Genomic DNA, 17,966 nt, shown 5'->3' with positions numbered 1-17,966 from the left:
TTAACTTAAGATAATTTATTTAACTGAAAGCGTAGTACCGTAAATTTTATTAAAACCACCTAACTGGTATAATGATTCAATGATTTCCTCTGTGACGGGTTGGTCAATAGATAATACCATCATGGCTTGGCCACCTTGTTCGTTTCTTCCTAATGACATTGATGCAATATTTATATGATGTTCACCTAATAATTGACCAGTCAAACCAACGATGCCAGGTTTATCACCATGATAAGAAACAAGTTGATAAGCATTTGGTTTAAAATCAACTGAGTAATTATTAATACGTACAATGCGTGCTCCGAAACCAGCAATGACAGTGGCACCAATTTTAACTTCTTCTGAATCACTAATTAAGTGAACTTGAATATAATTGCTGAAAGTACCTTGTGATGCTCGTTTCTCTATGTTTCGTGTAACACCCTGTTCATTTAATAGTGCGAATGCATTAATGATATTGACACGGTCACCTAAATCTTGTTCTAATATTCGCTTAACAATTGAACGAGTAATTAAATCTGTTTCTTGTTTGGCTACATCACCATTGAATGTGACTTTGATTTCTCTTGGTGCACCATCAATCAATTGAATAGCTAATTCACCAGATAACTCACCTATATCAATCCATTGTTGTGTTATGTCATCTATATCATTGAAACTAATTTTAGGTGCATTGACTGCATGAGTGACATTTCCCTTTTCCAAAATATCTATTATTTCTTCTGAAACTGAAACTGCTACTTTTTCTTGAGCTTCTACTGTTGATGCGCCTAAATGCGGTGTCACAATAATTTTCTCGTGATCTATTAGCGGTGAATCGGTAGGTGGTTCATGTTCAAAGACATCTAGTGCAGCACGCGCAATTTGATTGTGATTCAGTGCATGCAATAATGCTTCTTCATCGATAATGCCACCTCGAGCAACATTAATAATTTGTAACGTTGGTTTTGCTTTTGAAAAGAATTCAGCATTAACGATACCTTTTGTTTTAGGTGTTAATGGTGTATGAACAGTTACAAAGTCAGCTTGCTTTGCGATTTCGTCAATAGTAGCAAGTTTAACACCGAGTTGTTGCGCTTTATCTTCAGTAAGGTAGGGGTCATAAGCTAATACGTTCATACCGAAACTTTGAAGGCGTTGTGCTACACCGATACCAATTCGCCCAGCGCCAATGACACCTAATGTTTTTTGATACAGTTCTACCCCTTTGAATGCTTTACGATTCCACGCTTTACTTTTTAAAGATGCGTGCGCTTGAGGAATATTGCGAGCCATCGCTAAAATCATCGCTACTGAATGTTCTGTTGCAGAGATGGTATTTCCATCAGGTGCATTAATTACAAGTATACCTTGTAGTGTAGCTGCATCAATATCAATATTGTCTACACCAACACCAGCTCGTGCAATCACTTTCAAGCTACTAGCGTGTTTAATCACTTGTTGGGTAACTTGAGTTTGGCTTCGAACGATTAAGCCTTCATAATCACCTATAATATTGATTAAAGCTTGTTCATCTAAATCCGTCTTAATATCTACGTTAAAATCAGGATGGTTTAATAAACTTTGTAAACCATCAGTTGAAATAGGATCTGAGACTAGAATGTTATGCTTCACTATGAATCACCTCTGAAAATTTTGTTATACCTTGCCCAATATAATTTGTCTGACGATAATCCGTAAGTATGACTTCTAATGCACTCACGACAGCTAGAATATCGAAAGGAGATACTTTACCCATATGGCCAATGCGTAAAATCTTTCCTTTTAATTTTCCTTGACCGCCAGCGATAGTAATATTGAATTTTGTTTTTAACGTTGACTTGATATGAGTCAGTTCGTCTTTATCTGTTGGTATAAACGATGTTACCGTAGGGGAAGCGAAATCATCTTCAACTAAAAGTTCCAAATCTAACGCACGTAATGCCGCTCTTAAACCATCTCTAATAATGTAATGACGTTTAATTGTATTTTCAAAGCCTTCAGCATTAATTAAGTCAGCATAAGCGTTAACAGCTCTAAATAATCCAACATTTGGTGTGAAAGGGGTTGAGTCCTGCTGTAATGAATCAAAATATTTATTTAAATTTAAGTAAAAGCGTGGTGTCGTTACTTCTTGGAAACGTTGCAATGCACGGTTAGAATAAGCTACGAAGGCTAGTCCAGGCGGTAGCATGATTGCTTTTTGGCTTCCAGAAACTAAAACATCAATGTAATCGCGTTTCAAATCAACATCGACTGCACCAATACAACTAACACCATCTACTATGAAATAGATAGCTTCATTGAATAGTTTCAACGCCTTACCTAATTCGTCTACAGGATGTAAAACAGCAGTTGAAGTTTCACAGAATTGTGTAAATACAGCTGTAATTGTATGTTCTAAATGACTGAGATATGTTATAAAATCAGTTACATTAACGGGTTGTCCCCATTCTACGTTATAAATATGGACATTCTTGTAATACGTTTCTGCAATTTGTTTGAAACGATTACCAAATGCACCTGACACAATAACGACGAAATGATCATCAGGATTGACGATATTCAACATGCTTGCCTCTAAGACACTTGTCCCACTTGATGTTAAAATCATAACCTCATTATCAGTACCAAAAATGGGCTTCAAGTTGTTGAAGGCTTTTTTGGCGATGATTTCAAAATCTGGAGAGCGATGACCGACCATTGGCAATCCTAATGCATGATTAATTTCATTTGGAACTGGCGTAGGTCCTGGTGTTAATAATAGTGGTTCATAATAATTCATTAAAATTCCTCCCACGGTATAAGATTTTACCATTTTACCAAATATTCTGATAATTTAAAAGCGCAATCACCGCCACATGGTTAGGATAAAGGTGATTGATGCTGTTTATTGTATGGTTGCCTGAATTTGAATTTCTACATTATTACGAATCGCATTTGATATCATGCAGTTATGATCTGCGACTTCTAATAATTTAGGTAGTCGATTTTCAAGTTTTTCCTTTTCTGATGAAGTGACTAAAATTTTTGGATAATGTGAAATCGTCGCCATCTTGAATTTGCCATTTTCAAATAGGGCGGTACCTATCGAATCATTTGTAATTTGAATATTGGTAAATTTGGCTCTTTCTAATGTAGCTGCTAAAGAGATGATATAACAAGAAGATGCGGCAGAAACGAGTAATTCGTCAGGATTAGTACCTGTTCCGTTACCGCCAAGTGGTGCAGGTATGGAAATTTGTTCAGTAATCACATCGCCGCTAACAGTTCCTACTTCTTCGCGACCTCCACACCATTGAGTTTGTACTTTAAAGTCATGCTTAACCATTTATGTTTGACCTCCAGTTATATTATGGTAACTTTAGTGTAGTTTAAAGTGTGACATAATTAAAGAAAGGTGACTTCAATGAAAATAAATAGACCGAATCAAGCATTTCAAATCGTTGCGCATCGTGGTTTATCTAATCAATTTCCAGAAAATACACTATTAAGTTTTAAGGCTGCATTAATGCAACATGTTGATATGTTAGAAATTGATGTACATTTTAGTAAAGATCATCATTTAGTCGTTATACATGACGATACTATCGATCGTACTTCTAATGGTAAAGGTAAAGTCCAAGACTATACATTCGAAGAATTATCAACATTTGATTTTGGGATACAACATAATCCTTCTTTTATAAATACAAAAATTTCTAAATTTGAAGACGTATTATCCTTAAGTAAAAACTATTCAAAAACGTTACTTATTGAAATAAAAGTGCCACATCAGTATCCGGGTATTGAAGAAGCTGTTCTAAAAGCGCTTAAAGCTTATAATGTGCCTGAGCATAAAGTGATTATTCAATCGTTTGATGATACATCAGTGAAGCGGTTAAGGTCATTAGGAAGTGTGTATCCATTAGGGTTACTTGTTAGTAGAAAGAAATATTGGTATAAATCTCCGGATTTTGAAGCAATATCACAGTACGCGGATTTTATTAATCCTAATTATAAATTAGTTACCTCTAAATTTATTAAAAATGCACACCGTCATTCATTGAAAGTTATACCGTACACTGTAAATCACTCGAAAGATGCTAAAAAACTAATAAGTCTAGGTGTAGATGGCATCATATCTGATTTACCTGAAGCTCTCTTTAAGTTATAGAATTAAGCAAAAGGTTTATAAAAAAACCACCCATTCCATGAGAAAGGGTGGTTGTTCATTGTTATGAACTTATCTTGAGTAGTACTCAACGATTAATTGTTCATTGATTTCAGCTGGTAATTCGCTACGTTCAGGGAAGCGTACGAAAGTACCTTTTAAGCTATCTACATCGAAGTCTAAGTATTCTGGTACGAAATTATTAATTTCAACAGATTCTTTGATGATGTCTAAGTTTTGTGATTTTTCACGTACAGTGATAACTTGACCAGGTTTTAATGAGTAAGATGGGATGTCAACACGACGACCATCTACTTCAACGTGACCGTGACCAACTAATTGACGAGCTTGACGACGTGTACGAGCTAAACCTAATGAATATACAACTGCGTCTAAACGACTAGCTAATAAAATCATGAAGTTTTCACCATGTACACCGTGTTGTTTACCGGCGATGTCAAATGTGTTACGGAATTGTCTTTCAGTCATGCCATATAAATAACGTAATTTTTGTTTTTCACGTAATTGTAAACCATATTCTGATAATTTTTTACGTTGGTTTGGACCATGTTGTCCTGGTGCGTAAGGACGTTTTTCTAATTCTTTACCAGTACCGCTTAATGAGATACCTAAACGACGAGATTTTTTCCAGTTTGAACCTCTGAATCGAGCCATATTAAGACTCCTCCTTTTTCTTTTTTGTTGTTATGAATAAACAAAAAAGAGTGTTGCATGCCCAATAGGATATGTTGTTTTATGTGTCTTCACCTTATAGCGTCAGTTACGGGACACGTCCGCATTGGGAACAACATAGAGCTTATTGATATACAACTGCTATTTTCGTTAATTCACACAAAATCCATTGTAACAGTATTTATCAAAGTGTCAATACTTTTTAATTAATTCGTTAGTTGTTTTTCGAGAACTTGAACAATATTTTCTAAACCTTGCTGATCTTCTATTGTAAATCGGTCTTTAATTGGTGCATCGATATCTAAAACACCTATAATGTCGTTGTTAACGTGGATAGGAATAACAATTTCTGATTTACTATTTGCATCACATGCAATATGGCCTGGAAAAGCATGAACATCTTTAACTAATTGTGTTTGATTCTCTGCTACTGCAGTACCACAAACACCTTTACCAATTGCAATATGAACACAGGCTGGATGACCTTGGAAAGGACCAAGGATAAGCTCGTCATTGTCAATAAGATAAAAACCGACCCAATTGATTTGGTCTAAATTATCGTTTAACAGGGCTGATGTATTACTTAAAATGGCAATAAGATTTTGTTCATCTTCAATTAAACTTTGAAGCTGTTTCATTAATAGATTGTAATTTGTTTCTTTTATTATTGGCATACACATACCTCATTTGTTATTTTTATTAAAATTATAAATGGAAAAATTTATTCTATCAATTCATTCATTTACTATTTTAATGAAAGCGGTAATTGCGTTATAATGATGATAATATAGGAGGAGAATGAGATGGTTTTATACACAATATTAGCAATAATTGTCATTGTTTTAATCATTGTAGGAATCATGTTTTATTTGCGTTCCAATAAACGAAAAGTTGTTGAAGACGCTGAAGAACGTAAATTAAAAGTTCAAAAATTACCTTTTGAAGAAAATTTAAAACAACTTTCTGCATTCAATTTAAAAGGTGAAACTAGAACGAAATATGATGCCTTTAAGCAAGACACCTTAGATTATACAAACAACTACTTAGCACCTGTGGAAGAGAAAATCCACGATGCTGAAATTCAACTTGATAAGTTTCAATTTTCTGGAGCACAAAGTGACATTGATGACGCACATGAGTTAATGGACAAATATGAGGCTGGCTACCAACAACAAGTTGAAGACGTAAATGAAATCGTAGCTTTACATAAAGAAAATGATCAAGTTTTTGAAAAATGTAAGACGAATTATCGAGAAATGAAACGTGATGTTTTAGCGAATAGGCATCAGTTTGGTGATGCTGCATCACCTCTTGAAAAGAGAATAGAATCATTTGAACCAGAACTTGAACAGTATGAATTACTTAAAGCAGATGGTAATTATGTTCAAGCGCACAACCACATTATGGGGCTAAATGAATCGATGGAAGAAATTCAAGAATATATGGAAGAAATTCCGGAATTAATTCGTGAAGCGCAAAAAGAACTTCCAGGTCAGTTCCAAGATTTAAAATATGGTTGTCGTGATTTGAAGATGAATGGCTATGATTTAGATCATGTCAAAATTGATGGTACATTACAAAGTTTAAAAACAGATTTAAATTTTGTGGAGCCAATGATTAGTCGTCTTGAGTTAGATAATGCAAATGATAAATTAGAACAAATCAATGATAAGCTTGATGAAATGTATGATTTAATTGAACATGAAGTCAAAGCAAAAAATGAAGTTGAAGAAACTAAAGAACAAATCACTGATGAATTATTTAAAGCACGTGAAATGAACTATACTTTACGTACTGAGATCGACTATATTCGTGAAAATTACTTCATTAACGAAAGTGATGTTCATAGTATTAGACAGCATGAGAACGAAATTCAAAACTTAGTCGCTGTTTATGATGACATTCTTAAAGAGATGGCAAAATCTGCAGTCCGTTATAGTGAAGTCAAAGACAACTTAGAATATTTAGACGATCATGTTAAAGTCATTAACGAGGACCAAGAAAAATTACAAAATCATCTCATCCAATTGAGAGAGGATGAAGCTGAAGCAGAAGATAACCTCTTACGTATCCAATCTAAAAAAGAAGAAGTTTATCGTCGACTTTTAGCTTCAAACTTAACGAGTGTGCCTGAACGCTTCATTATTATGAAAAATGAAATTGATCATGAAGTACGCGAGACAAATGATCAATTTAGTGAACGACCAATCCACGTAAAACAACTTAAAGATAAAGTTGCTAAAATTGTTATTCAAATGAATACATTTGAAGATGAAGCAAACGATGTATTGATAAATGCGGTATATGCAGAACGCTTAATTCAATACGGAAACCGTTATCGTAAGGATCATAATAATGTAGATAAAAGTTTAAATGAGGCAGAACGCTTATTTAAAAATAATCGTTATAAACGCTCAATCGAAATTTCAGAACAAGCACTAGAAAGTGTAGAGCCTGGAATTACAAAATACATTGAAGATGAGGTAGCGAAAGGTTAGTTGAAATTTTAATGTTGTATATAACTTTATCGCGTTATTTAAAAATGAAACCTGTCTAAATAAAAATATATGTAGGCTACATCGCAAAGTTGCAGTAGCTAACTGAATTGAGAATGAAGTTTAATGCAACTGTTCTCAAAGCCAGTCATCCTCGTAAGGGGTGGAACAATGAACTCTAATTGAGTTCTGTTCCACTCCTTTTATATTTATCACTATGATTCATACCATAGTGGATTTGATTTTAAATTTATCTATATCGAAGTTTAAGCATTGCTTAATAGATGAGTTTATTTAAATTTATGTTTGACGTCTTTTAATTTTATTTAAAAATAGTATAATGCTTTAGTATCTATTTTTGTAAAATATGTATATTAGAATTCAATTTGACATAAATAAATTTAATAATTAAACGGAGAATGAAAGAGAGTGTTTTAAGTGATATATTTTGACAATGCTGCCACTACAAAGCCCCATAGAGACGTGCTCGATTCATTTATTAAAGTTAATGAAGCGGTTTATTTTAATCCTAATAGTCCGCATAAGTGGGGTTTGCAAGCGGAAAAAGTGCTGCTACAGTCTAAGGAACGCATTAAAGCCATGTTACCCATTGGACAGAATACAGATGTTATATTCACAAGTGGAGCCACAGAATCTAACAATTTAGCTTTAAAAGGGATAGCTTATAGAAAGAAACAGTTTGCTAATGAAATTATAACTTCTGTTCTAGAACATCCATCAGTTTTAGAAGTTATGAGACATTTAGAAGATGATGGTTTTAAATTAAAATATGTAAATATCACTTCAGATGGACGTATCGATTTAGAACATTTAGCGACGTTAATGAATGATAGAGTCGGGCTTGTTACTTGTATGTATGTCAATAATATTATGGGACAAATACAGCCTATAGATGAAATAGTGACATTATTAAAAGATTATCCTAAAGCCCATCTACATGTTGATGCCGTTCAAGCATTGGGAAAAATTCCATTGCACCTTGAAGGGATTAATAGTGTAAGTTTCAGTGGTCATAAATTTAATGGACTTAAAGGTCAGGGATTACTATTAATTGATAATAAAGATAAATTAGAGCCCATTGTGCATGGTGGGGGCCAAGAATATGGCATACGAAGTGGAACGGTTAACTTACCTATGAACGTATCCTTAGTGAAAGCAATTGCTTTAGCACTTGATGATTTAAATGACCGTAACCATCGTATGCGTCATTTTAATAACGAGCTTCGTCAATTTTTCAAAAACTATAAAGGTGTTTATATTAATTCACCTGAAGATGGTGCGCCACAAATATTAAATGTTGCGTTCCCAGGGGTAAAAGGTGAAGTGTTAGTTAATGCATTTTCAAAATCTGATATTATGGTCTCAACGACAAGTGCTTGCTCATCTAAAAGAGGGAAATTAAATGAAGTATTAATGGCGATGGGAATTGCTGACAATAAAATAGAAGGTAGTATTAGATTATCATTTGGTGATTTGACTACAGAAGATGATATCAATCATTTTAAAGAAAAATTTAAAATAATATATACAGAAATTAAGGAGTTGTTAAAGTAAATGAAGTTCGATCACTTATTAGTTAGATATGGAGAATTAACTTTAAAAGGAACGAATCGCAAAAAGTTTGTTAATGCATTGAAAGATAATGTGATTAAATCATTACAAACGATTGAGGGGACCCATGTAAAAGGAAAAAGAGATAGAATGTATATCTCTTTAACTGAAGAAGCGGATGCGCAAGAAGTCATTGATCGATTAACTAAAATTTTCGGTATTAAATCGGTAAGTCCAGTGCATAAAACATCACAAGAATTAGAAGATATTAAAAATTTATGTGTCGATTTAGCTCAGGATTTCAAAGTGGGGGATACATTTAAGATTGATGTTAAACGTGTAGATAAATCATTTCCATTAGATACGTATGCATTACAACGTGAACTTGGAGGCGCGATATTACAAGCTACGGAAGATATAACAGTAGATGTAAAACATCCAGATCATAATGTCAGAGTTGAAGTAAGAATGGATGGGGTTTATGTCTTTACGCAAGTATTTGAAGGTGCCGGTGGTTTGCCAGTTGGTACAGGTGGTAAAACGCTCTTAATGTTATCGGGTGGTATCGATTCACCCGTTGCTGGAATGGAAATTATGAAACGTGGTGTAAACATAGAGGCGATTCACTTCCATAGCCCACCTTTTACAAGTGAAAAGGCTAAAGATAAAGTGATTGAACTTACGCGTATTTTATCAGAGAGAGTGGGACCAATTAAATTGCATATTGTACCATTTACAGAACTACAGAAACAAATAAATAAAGTAGTTCACCCTAGATATACGATGACATCAACACGTCGAATGATGTTACGTGTAGCCGATATTGTATTAGAGAACGTTGGTGCACATGCGATTGTCAATGGTGAAAATTTAGGACAAGTTGCAAGTCAAACGCTAAAGAGTATGTATGCGATCAATGATGTCACATCTACTCCAATTTTGAGACCACTTGTTTCATTAGATAAAGAGGATATTATTAAAAAAGCACGTGAAATAGGTACATTTGATGTTTCCATTCAACCTTATGAAGATTGTTGCACAATCTTCACACCAAAAAATCCTGTGACTGAACCAGATTTTGATAAAGTAGTTAAATATGAAAGTGTATTTGACTTTGATGACATGGTTCAACGTGCGGCAGATAATATTGAAACCTTAACAATTAATAAAGATTATAAAAGCGAAAAAGACCAAAACACTGATGCATTAATGGATGAGTTATTTTAAAATAGAATAAACATACATTCAAATAAAGGGGAATTGCATCATGGAGATAACGTTAAATGTCATTTTAATTATTATTGCGTTTGGCTTCTTGGCTGCATTTATTGATGCTGTCGTAGGTGGGGGCGGCCTCATATCAATACCAGCACTATTAGCCATTGGAATGCCACCTTCTCTAGCTTTAGGTACGAATAAACTGGCCAGTTCGTTTGGCTCACTTACAAGCGCAATCAAGTTTATACGGTCGGGTAAAGTAGATTTAAACATTGTACTCAAACTTTTTCCATTTGTATTTATCTTTGCAGCTGGTGGGGCGAGCTTAGCTACATTATTGCCTGCACAAGTTTTGAAGCCATTAGTGATTATCATATTAACACTTGTGCTTATTTATACAATATTCAAAAAAGATTGGGGAAATGTGCGCACCTTTTCAAAGCTGACAATTGGTAAAGCCATTATGTTTACATCTTTACTGTTACTAATTGGATTTTATGATGGTTTTTTAGGTGGGGGTACAGGTTCCTTTATGTTATTTGTGTTACTGATGTTTGGCTTTGATTTTTTGAGTGCAGCAGGTAACGCTAAAGTATTAAATTTTGCGTCCAATCTAGGTGCATTGGTTCTATTTATTATTTTGGGGCAAGTTGATTTTGTATATGGATTGATTATGGCAGCGAGTATGGTGATAGGTTCCTTTGTAGGTGCGCAATTTGCCATAAGTAAAGGTGTAGGATACGTCAAAATACTGTTTATCATTGTTACGGCGCTACTCATTTTGAAAAATACGTATGACTATATAATACAATTGTTACAACATTAACATGAATCAGTTCCAAATGATTGATTTCAGTTTTGTGACTGTCGTATGATAACAATATAATGAAAATACTATAGGAGGTCATTTCATCATGACACAAATTACTTTTAAAAATAATCCAATTCATTTAACTGGTTCTGAAGTTTCAGAAGGGCAACAAGCGCCTGACTTTAAAGTATTGGATAATGATTTAAATGAAGTTAGTTTAGAAAATTATAAAGGTCAAAAGAAATTAATCAGCGTAGTACCTTCTATTGATACTGGTGTGTGTGATCAACAAACACGTAAATTTAATGAAGAAGCTGCACAAGAAGATGGCGTTGTTCTAACAATTTCTGCCGATTTACCATTTGCTCAAAAGAGATGGTGTGCATCTAATGGTTTAGATAATGTGATTACGTTAAGTGACCACAAAGATTTATCATTTGGACAACAATACGGTGTTGTTATGGAAGAGTTAAGATTATTAGCGCGTTCAGTCTTCGTATTAGATAGTAATGATAAAGTGGTTTATAAAGAATTAGTAAGTGAAGGTACAGACTTCCCTAATTTTGATGCTGCATTAGAAGCATACCGTAACATTTAATATTAAATTTAGATAATAGATATAACGTAAAAGTGTCCATATTTATTTCAATAATGCTATCTAAAGCTAGCGTTGATTATTTTACAGAAATAAACCTGATGGACACTTTTTTATTGGAGAGGATTAGGTATATGAGTGAAGAACAAACAGTGATGGAGAAGCTTTTCAAAACATTAGATGAAAATGCTAAAGCTTTAAATGAGCAAAATGGTCAAAGTTTCATTGAAAATTTAGGACTTGCAATGGAGGATGTATATCGCAATAAACGTGAATTGTTAGAACAAGCAACGTTGCAAGACCGTAGAAAAGCATTTCAATTTGCTTATTTAAGTTTAATGCAAGAGGAATCAATCCAAGCAAATCATCAGATTACGCCTGATTCGATTGGATTAATTCTTGGCTTTTTAGTTCAGAAATTTACTGAGAATAAAAACGAATTACATGTTGTAGATATGGCTAGTGGAGCTGGTCATTTAAGTGCTTCTGTTAATGAGGTGCTTAAAGATACAACAGTGATGCATCATCTAATTGAAGTAGACCCTGTATTATCAAGAGTGAGTGTCCATCTTGCTAATTTCTTGGAGATTCCATTTGATGTTTACCCTCAAGATGCAATTATGCCATTACCATTAGAAGAAGCGGATATTGTGATTGGTGATTTACCGATTGGCTATTATCCTTTAGATGAGCGAAGCCATGAATTGCAATTAGGCTTTAAAGAGGGGCATAGCTACTCACATTATTTATTAATTGAACAAGCAGTCACTGCCTTAAAACAAACAGGTTTCGCATTTTTAGTCGTTCCAAGTAATTTATTTGAAGATGACAATGTAAAACAGTTAGAAAATTTCATTGCAACAGAGACAGAAATGCAAGCATTTTTAAATTTACCTAAGACGTTATTTAAAAATGAAAATGCGCGTAAATCCATATTGATCCTGCAAAAGAAAAAAGTGAATGAAACTAAGCCAGTTGAAGTATTATTAGCAAATATTCCTGATTTTAAAAATCCAAATCAATTCCAAGGATTTATTAGTGAATTGAATTCTTGGATGGAAGAAAATCATCCCAAAAAATAAACTGTGATATTCTTGAATTATGACTGTATTAATGGTTAAATAAATATGGATATTAATTAATAAATTGGAGGACAATATATATGTCTAGTTTAGTTTTAGCGATTAACGCTGGTAGTTCTTCTTTAAAATTCCAACTCATTAGAATGCCTGAAGAAACTATAGTAACAAAAGGTTTAGTAGAACGTATCGGTATTAAAGACTCAATTTTCACAATTGAAGTGAATGGTGAAAAAATTAAAAACGTTAAAGATATCAAAGACCATGAAGAAGCAATCAACATCATGCTAGATAGCTTCAAAGAACACGGTATCATTGATGATATTAACGATATTGCTGGTACTGGACATCGTGTCGTACACGGTGGTGAGTTATTCCCAACTTCTGCATTAGTTACTGACGAAGTTGAAGAAAAAATTGAGTCACTATGTGAATTAGCACCATTGCATAACCCAGCTAACTTAATGGGAATTCGTGCATTCAGAAAATTATTACCAAATATTCCACATGTCGTAGTGTTTGATACTTCATTCCATCAAACAATGCCAGAACAATCATATTTATATAGCTTACCTTATCAATATTATAAAGATTATGGCATCCGTAAATATGGTTTCCACGGCACAAGTCATAAATACGTGTCACAACGTGCAGCTGAAATCATGGGTAAACCAATTGAAGAATTACGTATCATCTCTTGCCATATTGGTAATGGTGCTTCAATCGCGGCCATTGATGGTGGCGAATCAATTGATACTTCAATGGGATTCACACCATTAGCAGGTGTAACAATGGGTACACGTTCAGGTAACATTGACCCTGCATTAATTCCATTCATTATGCACAAAACAGGTCAAAGTGCTGAAGAAGTGCTTAACGTATTAAACAAAGAATCAGGTTTATTAGGTATTTCAGGTACTTCAAGTGATTTACGTGACCTTGAAAGTGATGCTGAAGAAGGTAAAGAGCGTGCGCAATTAGCATTAGACGTATTCGCTTCTAGAATCCACAAATACATTGGCTCTTATGCAACAAGAATGCATGGTGTAGATGTAATTGTCTTCACAGCTGGTGTAGGTGAGAACTCTTCAACAGTGCGTGCTAAAGTATTAGAAGGATTAGAATTCATGGGCATCTATTGGGATCCTAAGAAAAATGAAGCAATTCATGGTGAAGAAGGATTTATTAATTATCCACATTCTCCAGTTAAAGTTATTGTTATTCCAACAAATGAAGAGGTTATGATTGCTAGAGATACAGTTAAATATGGCGAATTATAATCGTTAGGAAGATAAAATCAAAAAGCACAAAAATGATTGTTATTTTAAACATCATTTTTGTGCTTTTTTTATTATTATTAATTCGAATCATTGTTTAAAATGAGTATGAGCTTGCGAGAGTAATACCATCGACTTTCAACGGTTTAGCTGTATGATATGACACAGTAGTAATATTATTTTTAGGACTCCAAGAAAATTTTAAGAGAGACTAATGTTGTATTGGTAATAAATAAAAAATGGGGTAGAGCATTAAACTCTATCCCATTCATGATTACATAGATTGTGCTTTAATCTTATGAATATTGTTGTCTAAATTCAGGTGTTGCAACTTCAGGTTGGAAATCTTCAGGAATTTCTTCTGTACGTACAACTAATACATCACATGGTGCATGACGAACGATAGCCTCTGATACAGAACCTACGATGAATCGTTCTACTGCGTTTAAGCCTGAAGTACCACACATAATTAAATCGGCACCTAATTCACTTGCTAATTTCTTAGGGATGATAGCTTTTGGAGAACCAAATTCTAATCGAGTTTCGACATTAGTTACGCCTGCGCGTGTTGCTACTTCTTGGTAACCTTTCAATAATTCTTCAGAGAAACTTTTAGATTTCTCAGTGAATTGTGCATCATATACTTCATAAGAAGAATATGTTCTTGAATCGATAATGTTCACTATAGTTAATTTAGCGTCATTACGTTTAGCTACGTCTACTGCTTTATTGAAAGCCCACTCAGCTTCGTGTGAACCATCAACTGCGATTAAAATGTTTTTGTATGTTAACATCTTAATAACCCCCTTAGCTTTTCTTACTTATATTTTACCACAAATTTCAGAATATTTATTCTTTATATTTTAACAATAATGTGTACTTTTTCTGATTGCGCTTTCATTGGTTTAGCGTTACGATAGTGATGGAGGTGGATGGAATGAAAATTGGTATTCCAAAAGAGATAAAAAATAACGAAAATAGAGTTGGTTTATCACCAAGTGGTGTACATGCATTAGTAGAACAAGGTCATACTGTACTTGTTGAGAAAGATGCTGGATTAGGTTCATTCTTTGAAGATAAAGACTACAAAGATGCAGGTGCTGAAATTGTATCTGAACAATCATCTGTATGGGATGTAGAAATGGTTATCAAAGTTAAAGAACCATTAGAAGAAGAGTATAAATATTTCAAAGAAGACTTAATCTTATTTACATACTTACATCTTGCTAATGAAGAAAAATTAACTCAAGCGTTAGTTGACAATAAAGTCGTAGGTATTGCCTATGAAACGGTTCAATTACCTGACCGTTCATTACCATTATTAACACCAATGAGTGAAGTTGCAGGACGTATGTCTGCACAAGTTGGATCACAATTCCTACAAAAATTTAACGGCGGAATGGGTATTTTACTTGCAGGTGTACCTGGGGTACCAAAAGGTAAAGTAACTATTATCGGTGGCGGTCAAGCTGGTACAAATGCAGCGAAAATCGCATTAGGTTTAGGTGCCAACGTTACTATTTTAGATGTTAATCCTAAACGTTTAGCTGAATTAGATGATTTATTTGATGGCCGTGTGAACACAATCATGTCTAACCCATTAAATATCGAAAATGCTGTTAAAGAAAGTGATTTAGTTATCGGTGCCGTATTAATTCCTGGTGCCAAAGCACCTAACTTGGTAACTGAAGATATGATTAAACAAATGAAAGATGGTTCAGTTATCGTTGACATTGCTATTGACCAAGGTGGTATTTTTGAAACGACTGACAAAATCACAACACATGATGATCCAACATATGTCAAACATGGTGTTGTTCACTATGCTGTTGCTAATATGCCAGGTGCAGTACCACGTACATCTACAATTGCATTAAATAATGCAACATTACCATATGCGCAATTATTAGCAAGTAAAGGCTTCCGTGAAGCATTTAAAGCTAACCATGCGTTATCATTAGGTTTAAATACTTACAAAGGACATGTTACACACAAAGGTGTAGCTGAAGCCTTTGGTTTAGAATATACTTCTATCGAAGAAGCACTTAAAGAAGATTAATAAACGATTGTAATAAAAAAATCCAGTTGTTTATAGATTATCATAGTCTATAAGTACAACTGGATTTTTTAAATTTTATTTATCGTAATGTGTCAGGATTTCATAACCATCTTCAGTGACTAATATATCATCCTCTATACGAACGCCTGCAACATTCGGTACGTAAATTCCTGGTTCAATCGTAATAACCATTCCAGCTTCAAGTAAATTCGTATTGCTACTTGAAACATCTTGGTATTCATGTTCTTCTAAGCCAAGACCGTGGCCTAATCGATGTGGGAAATACTCACCATATCCAGCGTTACTGATGATATCTCTAGCAATTTGATCGATATCTTGTAAAGGTACGCCTGCTTTTATTGCTTTTATAGCGCTTGTTTCCGCTTCTAAAACAATTTTATAAATGGTTTGTGCTTCTTCAGAAGGGGTACCAAATTTAACTGTGCGTGTCATATCACTGCAATAGTGATTGTATATTACACCTAAATCAAATAATACATATTCATCATTTACTAATTTTCGGTCACCTGGTGTTCCATGAGGTGAAGCAGCGTGATCACCAAATAGTACCATTGTGTCAAAGCTCATTTCACTCACACCATATTTTTTGATTTCATTTTCAATGTGATTAACAACTTCTCGCTCTGTTACACCAACTTTTAAGAATGCTGTTCCGATTTCAATACACTTATCGGCTAGTTTGGCAGCTTCACGAATATTTTGGATTTCTGAATCATTTTTAATGTTACGTAAATCTTTGATTGTTTGATCGATATCACCATAGTGTTGTACGCCAAAATTCTGAGTTAATTCACGTTGACGTTTGACAGTTAAATGTTCGCTTTCAATTAATAATTTATTAAATGCGCGTGGTTCAATATCAAATGGATTCTCAGTGTCTAAATAACCAATGATTTTTCCATCAAACGAAGAACGTTTCACTTCTTCAACTTCCATCTTAGGACAATATAACGTTTGACTTCCATCTGAAGTAATTAAAAGAGCGAATAATCTCTCATGAGGTTCACTTCTATATCCAGTGAAATAGAATACATTCAGTGGCGTTGTTATCCATGCCGCATCAGCTTTCGCTTGGTTTAATTGTTCAATTATTGTTTCAATTTTACTCATCTAATCATCTCCATAAAGTATTTAGTTTAATTTTACGTCTAATTGAGCGATAATTCAAAATGATTTAATAAAGTAATGGTTTATTTCCAGTTTATGTTATAAGTTTTTATAGCTAGGGTATAATACAATTAATCAAGCTATAGGAGGCTATAATTATGAAACTTTCTTTTCATGGTCAATCAACGATTTATTTTGAAGGTAATGGTAAAAAAGTAATTGTAGATCCATTTATTTCAGGTAATGACAAATGTGATTTAGATGAACAAACCTTAGAAGTAGATTACATCATCTTAACGCATGGTCATGCTGATCACTTTGGAGATGTAGTAGAATTAGCAAATCGTAATCACGCAACTGTCATAGGCTCTGCTGAGTTACAAGGGTATTTAAGCACTTATTATGGTGTTGAAGATGTGCATGGCATGAATATTGGTGGGAAAGCAACATTTGATTTTGGTAGTGTAAAATACGTACAGGCTTTCCATAGTTCTAGCTTTACGCATGAAAATGGTATACCGGTATATTTAGGAATGCCTATGGGACTCATTCTAGAAGTAGAAGGTAAAACAATTTATCACATGGGTGATACAGGATTATTTAGTGATATGAAGTTAATCGCTGATAGACACCCAGTTGATGTTTGCTTTGTTCCGATTGGCGATAATTTTACAATGGGAATTGATGATGCGAGCTATGCCATCAATGAATTTGTAAAACCAAAAATCTCTGTTCCTGTACATTACAATACATTCCCTTTAATTGAACAAGATCCTCAGCAATTTAAAGATGCAGTTCATGAAGGTGAGGTACAAATATTAGAACCTGGTGATTCAGTCACTTTCTAATTTGATCGTAAATGAACTTATAAATTATTTCTTAATACAAATAAAAGAGGCTGGGACAT

General features: G+C 33.9%; 17 protein-coding genes. 10 read left to right on the top strand and 7 right to left on the bottom strand.

Annotated features, from left to right (window positions below):
• Positions 1–15: 15 nt before the first annotated feature.
• The 3 genes from serA to KA828_RS10870 form a co-directional block, all read right to left on the bottom strand.
• Complete coding sequence (serA, locus tag KA828_RS10880; RefSeq protein WP_210126219.1) at positions 16–1,614, bottom strand: phosphoglycerate dehydrogenase; 1,599 nt, start codon at positions 1,612–1,614, stop codon at positions 16–18.
• Positions 1,604–2,764 (bottom strand): pyridoxal-phosphate-dependent aminotransferase family protein, encoded by a 1,161-nt coding sequence (locus KA828_RS10875; RefSeq protein WP_210126218.1) that lies wholly within the window; start codon positions 2,762–2,764, stop codon positions 1,604–1,606. The genes serA and KA828_RS10875 overlap by 11 nt, the downstream gene beginning before the upstream one ends.
• Positions 2,765–2,869: 105 nt before the next feature.
• Positions 2,870–3,310, bottom strand: a complete 441-nt coding sequence (locus KA828_RS10870) for an OsmC family protein (protein ID WP_193839225.1) — start codon at positions 3,308–3,310, stop codon at positions 2,870–2,872.
• A gap of 78 nt (positions 3,311–3,388) precedes the next feature.
• Here KA828_RS10870 and KA828_RS10865 point away from each other — a divergent pair, with 78 nt between their 5' ends.
• Positions 3,389–4,135, top strand: coding sequence for a glycerophosphodiester phosphodiesterase (locus tag KA828_RS10865; protein ID WP_210126217.1), 747 nt, complete (start codon positions 3,389–3,391; stop codon positions 4,133–4,135).
• Between the two features lie 69 nt (positions 4,136–4,204).
• Here KA828_RS10865 and rpsD read toward each other — a convergent pair whose 3' ends face one another.
• Together rpsD and KA828_RS10855 are read right to left on the bottom strand one after the other, a co-directional pair.
• The gene (gene rpsD / locus KA828_RS10860) at positions 4,205–4,807 is read right to left on the bottom strand and encodes a 30S ribosomal protein S4 (RefSeq protein ID WP_210126216.1); all 603 of its coding nucleotides are present in this window, start codon (positions 4,805–4,807) and stop codon (positions 4,205–4,207) included.
• Positions 4,808–5,031: 224 nt separating this feature from the next.
• The gene (locus KA828_RS10855; RefSeq protein ID WP_053029631.1) at positions 5,032–5,499 is read right to left on the bottom strand and encodes a GAF domain-containing protein; all 468 of its coding nucleotides are present in this window, start codon (positions 5,497–5,499) and stop codon (positions 5,032–5,034) included.
• 129 nt (positions 5,500–5,628) lie between these two features.
• Here KA828_RS10855 and ezrA point away from each other — a divergent pair, with 129 nt between their 5' ends.
• The 7 genes from ezrA to KA828_RS10820 all read left to right on the top strand — a co-directional run bounded on the left by ezrA (position 5,629) and on the right by KA828_RS10820 (position 13,875).
• A complete protein-coding gene (ezrA, locus tag KA828_RS10850; RefSeq protein WP_210126215.1) occupies positions 5,629–7,323 on the top strand; it encodes a septation ring formation regulator EzrA in 1,695 nt (564 codons plus the stop codon).
• A 435-nt stretch (positions 7,324–7,758) separates the two neighbouring features.
• Positions 7,759–8,895 (top strand): cysteine desulfurase family protein, encoded by a 1,137-nt coding sequence (locus KA828_RS10845; RefSeq protein ID WP_210126214.1) that lies wholly within the window; start codon positions 7,759–7,761, stop codon positions 8,893–8,895.
• Positions 8,896–10,119: a tRNA uracil 4-sulfurtransferase ThiI gene (thiI, locus tag KA828_RS10840; RefSeq protein ID WP_075108663.1), complete on the top strand. Its 1,224-nt coding sequence runs from the start codon at positions 8,896–8,898 to the stop codon at positions 10,117–10,119.
• 40 nt (positions 10,120–10,159) lie between these two features.
• Positions 10,160–10,936 carry a sulfite exporter TauE/SafE family protein gene (locus tag KA828_RS10835; RefSeq protein ID WP_053029627.1) on the top strand — a complete coding sequence of 259 codons (777 nt, stop codon included), beginning with the start codon at positions 10,160–10,162 and terminating at the stop codon, positions 10,934–10,936.
• An 88-nt stretch (positions 10,937–11,024) separates the two neighbouring features.
• Positions 11,025–11,519: a thiol peroxidase gene (gene tpx, locus KA828_RS10830; RefSeq protein WP_053029626.1), complete on the top strand. Its 495-nt coding sequence runs from the start codon at positions 11,025–11,027 to the stop codon at positions 11,517–11,519.
• A gap of 131 nt (positions 11,520–11,650) precedes the next feature.
• Positions 11,651–12,598 (top strand): class I SAM-dependent methyltransferase, encoded by a 948-nt coding sequence (locus KA828_RS10825; RefSeq protein ID WP_193839231.1) that lies wholly within the window; start codon positions 11,651–11,653, stop codon positions 12,596–12,598.
• A gap of 80 nt (positions 12,599–12,678) precedes the next feature.
• On the top strand, positions 12,679–13,875 hold the full coding sequence (locus KA828_RS10820) for an acetate kinase (RefSeq protein ID WP_193839232.1): 1,197 nt from the start codon (positions 12,679–12,681) through the stop codon (positions 13,873–13,875).
• Positions 13,876–14,168: 293 nt separating this feature from the next.
• Here the strand turns inward: KA828_RS10820 and KA828_RS10815 are convergent, their stop codons facing one another.
• Positions 14,169–14,666, bottom strand: coding sequence for a universal stress protein (locus KA828_RS10815; RefSeq protein WP_053029623.1), 498 nt, complete (start codon positions 14,664–14,666; stop codon positions 14,169–14,171).
• 143 nt (positions 14,667–14,809) lie between these two features.
• Between KA828_RS10815 and ald the strand changes: the two genes are divergently transcribed.
• Complete coding sequence (gene ald, locus KA828_RS10810; protein WP_053029622.1) at positions 14,810–15,931, top strand: alanine dehydrogenase; 1,122 nt, start codon at positions 14,810–14,812, stop codon at positions 15,929–15,931.
• A gap of 75 nt (positions 15,932–16,006) precedes the next feature.
• Here ald and KA828_RS10805 read toward each other — a convergent pair whose 3' ends face one another.
• Positions 16,007–17,062, bottom strand: coding sequence for a M24 family metallopeptidase (locus tag KA828_RS10805; protein WP_193839233.1), 1,056 nt, complete (start codon positions 17,060–17,062; stop codon positions 16,007–16,009).
• Positions 17,063–17,217: 155 nt separating this feature from the next.
• On the opposite strand from KA828_RS10805, the gene KA828_RS10800 reads away from it, so the two are divergent.
• The gene (locus tag KA828_RS10800) at positions 17,218–17,907 is read left to right on the top strand and encodes a metal-dependent hydrolase (protein WP_210126213.1); all 690 of its coding nucleotides are present in this window, start codon (positions 17,218–17,220) and stop codon (positions 17,905–17,907) included.
• The last annotated feature ends 59 nt before the right edge of the window (positions 17,908–17,966 follow it).

This window comes from Staphylococcus sp. GDY8P85P, from assembly GCF_017892405.1.
Classification (GTDB): Bacteria; Bacillota; Bacilli; order Staphylococcales; family Staphylococcaceae; genus Staphylococcus; species Staphylococcus borealis.
This window is presented reverse-complemented; position numbering and strand designations above follow the sequence as displayed.

Bases quoted from the DNA above. Each gene is read 5' to 3' on its own strand.
- rpsD (WP_210126216.1), bottom strand. From the start codon at position 4,807: ATGGCTCGATTCAGAGGTTCAAACTGGAAAAAATCTCGTCGTTTAGGT.
- KA828_RS10865 (WP_210126217.1), top strand. From the start codon at position 3,389: ATGAAAATAAATAGACCGAATCAAGCATTTCAAATCGTTGCGCATCGT.
- thiI (WP_075108663.1), top strand. From the start codon at position 8,896: ATGAAGTTCGATCACTTATTAGTTAGATATGGAGAATTAACTTTAAAA.
- KA828_RS10855 (WP_053029631.1), bottom strand. From the start codon at position 5,499: ATGCCAATAATAAAAGAAACAAATTACAATCTATTAATGAAACAGCTT.
- KA828_RS10815 (WP_053029623.1), bottom strand. From the start codon at position 14,666: ATGTTAACATACAAAAACATTTTAATCGCAGTTGATGGTTCACACGAA.
- KA828_RS10820 (WP_193839232.1), top strand. From the start codon at position 12,679: ATGTCTAGTTTAGTTTTAGCGATTAACGCTGGTAGTTCTTCTTTAAAA.
- tpx (WP_053029626.1), top strand. From the start codon at position 11,025: ATGACACAAATTACTTTTAAAAATAATCCAATTCATTTAACTGGTTCT.
- KA828_RS10870 (WP_193839225.1), bottom strand. From the start codon at position 3,310: ATGGTTAAGCATGACTTTAAAGTACAAACTCAATGGTGTGGAGGTCGC.
- KA828_RS10835 (WP_053029627.1), top strand. From the start codon at position 10,160: ATGGAGATAACGTTAAATGTCATTTTAATTATTATTGCGTTTGGCTTC.
- KA828_RS10800 (WP_210126213.1), top strand. From the start codon at position 17,218: ATGAAACTTTCTTTTCATGGTCAATCAACGATTTATTTTGAAGGTAAT.
- KA828_RS10805 (WP_193839233.1), bottom strand. From the start codon at position 17,062: ATGAGTAAAATTGAAACAATAATTGAACAATTAAACCAAGCGAAAGCT.
- ald (WP_053029622.1), top strand. From the start codon at position 14,810: ATGAAAATTGGTATTCCAAAAGAGATAAAAAATAACGAAAATAGAGTT.
- KA828_RS10875 (WP_210126218.1), bottom strand. From the start codon at position 2,764: ATGAATTATTATGAACCACTATTATTAACACCAGGACCTACGCCAGTT.
- ezrA (WP_210126215.1), top strand. From the start codon at position 5,629: ATGGTTTTATACACAATATTAGCAATAATTGTCATTGTTTTAATCATT.
- KA828_RS10825 (WP_193839231.1), top strand. From the start codon at position 11,651: ATGAGTGAAGAACAAACAGTGATGGAGAAGCTTTTCAAAACATTAGAT.